Below are 2,620 nucleotides of genomic sequence, written 5' to 3' on the forward strand. Positions count from 1 at the left end.
GGTCGTCTGCAACGGTGAGCCAGTCGCTACGAAGAGCATTCCAGTCCGCGTCGGTCGGGCTCTCGCTATAGTTGTAGCAGTCGAATTGCGCCCCGAGATCAAGTGTCCGGGCGGCACCAAACAAAGCCCTTGGTCGAGCGAAGAGAAAGTAAGTCCGAAAAAGTCTACGCATGGGAAACCCGCCGCTGCCTCCAACCAAAAGTATTTGTGCCTCCAGGAACGTTTGTCAAGATCCTCCCTCCACAGAATCCCCCCTCTACGCGAACCAGCGCGGGAAGGTTACCGGCGTGCTGGGTGTAGAACGGAAAGCCTGGTATCACCTTTTTGTAACCTTCTTGTTCAGGCTGTCGATAGTCATTATTTCCAAATTCTTGTAACCCACTGACTCCATTGGTGGGCGGTGCAGGATTTGAACCTGCGACCCCCTGGGTGTAAACCAGGTGCTCTCCCGCTGAGCTAACCGCCCGGAAGGGAAACGATTGAGTATAGCACCCGCTAGAAACTGAACAGCTGCGTGTACTTCACGATGAGCGCGCGGTCCTTGACCAGCCCCATCTCGTCCCGGAGATCGTTGTACACGATGAAGAAGTCAGAGAGCGGCCGATGGATCAGGTTGAAGCGAATGTTGCTGCTCCACTCGCTCGTGACGTTGTTGTATTGGATGAGTCCGTTGAGGAACATCCGGGTACTGAAGTTGTAGGCGAAACGCGTGGTCACGAGATGCGTCGTGAAAGCGCCTTCGAGAAGGTCGACGTCGTTGTACGACCAGCTCACCTGGGCGCGGAACTGCTCCCCGAGCTTCAGAACACCGCCCAATGACAGGGAGTTTCTCGTGCCGGAATAGAAGTCTCCGGTCGATGCGCGAAAATTCCCCGAGAACGTCCGGCTGGTGTCGCTGAACAGCATCCCGAACCATTCGTCGAACGTGTAGAAGCCCGCCGGGATCGTCACATCGGGATGGATCGGAAAGTCGTCCTGCGGTTGCTCGAGGTTCGTGTTGAGCCCGCCTTCGAAGTAGCCCCCGTTCTGCATCTGCCAGGAGACGTGCATGTTGAAATAGCGGCTCACCACGACGCCGTTCTGGTCGGTGAAATACTCGAGCTCGAAGTGGGGATTGATCTCCCTGAGGAAATCACCCCACCACGACGGACGATAGTGGTACCCGAAGAAATTACTCGAGCGCTTCACCCCGATGCGGGGAGCAAAGCCGACCTCGGGATTGAAGTTGTCCTGCAGGGTCGAGATCGCGTTGCTGATCTGAAATAGACGACCATCGTAACTCCAGGCCAGCCGACCGGCGAGGTCCTGACCGGACAGGCCTCGCGTCGCCGTTTTCGCGATGTATCCATTGACGTCCACTTCCGGGCTCAGCCGAAAATTCGCATCCGCCCCGAGGCCGCGGTTGTAGTGGTCGGTGCTCATGTTCTCCCGATTGATGAACATGACCCCGAAGTCGGAATTGGAGAACAGGTTTCGTCGGACTCGGGCCACGGTGAAGTTGTCACCGTTGGCGGCGAGACTCTCGCCCACGAGCTCCGGCTCGTCTCCGGTCTGCATGTTCAGGAATCCGACCTCGTAATCTCCGACCCGTCCCGTGAGGCGTCCGCCGCCGACCACGGGAATGGGGCTCCCGTCGTCCGAAAGGCCGATGCGCCGACTGAAAAAGAACAACAAATCCTCCCCCCGGCTCTGGCCTCCCCTCAGGTTCGAGGGCGCGGCCGATGCGCCGAACGACGCCTGGAACTGTTGCACCCTTTGATCCGCGGGCGGTCCAAAGCGGAAGATCCCGGAGTTCTCGAGAAAAAAGTCACGCTTCTCGGGGAAGAAGAGGCTGAACCGAGTCAGGTTGATCTGCTGCACGTCCGCCTCGACCTGAGAGAAGTCCGTGTTGAGCGTCAGATCGAGCCGCAAACCGCTCCCTACCGCCAGCTTCGCGTCGACTCCCGCGTCGAATGCGCCCGAAGAAGACGTGTCGGCGCCGTCGGTGACATCGCCTTTCGCATAGGGTGTGATCTTGATGTCGCGTTTCGGCGTCAGCCCGTCCAGGCCGCCAAGAGTTCCGGCGAGCGACACGCGAGTGAAGCGATGGATGCGGGGAAGGGGCGCCCAATAGGAGTCTTCGTTGAGCCGTCTCGTTCGCCTGAGGAAGTTGGCCCCCCAGGTTTGACTCGGGGCATCGGCGAAACGCAGAGTCTTGAACGGAATCGCGATCTCGACGACCCACCCGGTCTCGATGATCCGGCTCGCGACGTGCCAGACACCGTCCCAATCTCCGTTGAACTCGCGTCCCTCGTTGGCGAACTGGGCGTCGAACTTCGCCCCGGCGGGATTGGTCTCGAACATGTATCCATTGCGCTGATCGTGGAATGTATCGAGGACGATGCCGAAGACGTCTCCCGCGCGGGTCTCGAAATCACGGGTGAGATCGTTGACGATGATCCGATCGGGCTCGTCGTCGTGGGCGAGCGCGCCGACATAGAGATACTCGTCATCGTGGAGGATCCGGACCTCGGTCTCGAACGTAGCGGGCTCACCTTCTCGGGGATCGTTCTGAACGAACCCGCTCGCAATGGGTGCATCGCCCCAATCCGCCTCGTCGAGCACGCCGTCGACGAAAATG

The 2,620-nt window shown here is 59.4% G+C and carries 1 protein-coding gene and 1 tRNA gene; both read right to left on the bottom strand.

The window, feature by feature from the left end; all coding sequences use genetic code 11:
* Nucleotides 1-391: 391 nt before the first annotated feature.
* Nucleotides 392-466, bottom strand: a tRNA-Val gene (locus VEK15_00915).
* 29 nt (nucleotides 467-495) lie between these two features.
* Nucleotides 496-2,620 (bottom strand): DUF5916 domain-containing protein (locus VEK15_00920; GenBank protein ID HXV59224.1); only part of this gene is annotated, 2,125 nt, incomplete at its 5' end.

Source organism: Vicinamibacteria bacterium (genome assembly GCA_035620555.1).
In the GTDB taxonomy this organism is placed as follows: Bacteria; Acidobacteriota; Vicinamibacteria; order Marinacidobacterales; family SMYC01; genus DASPGQ01.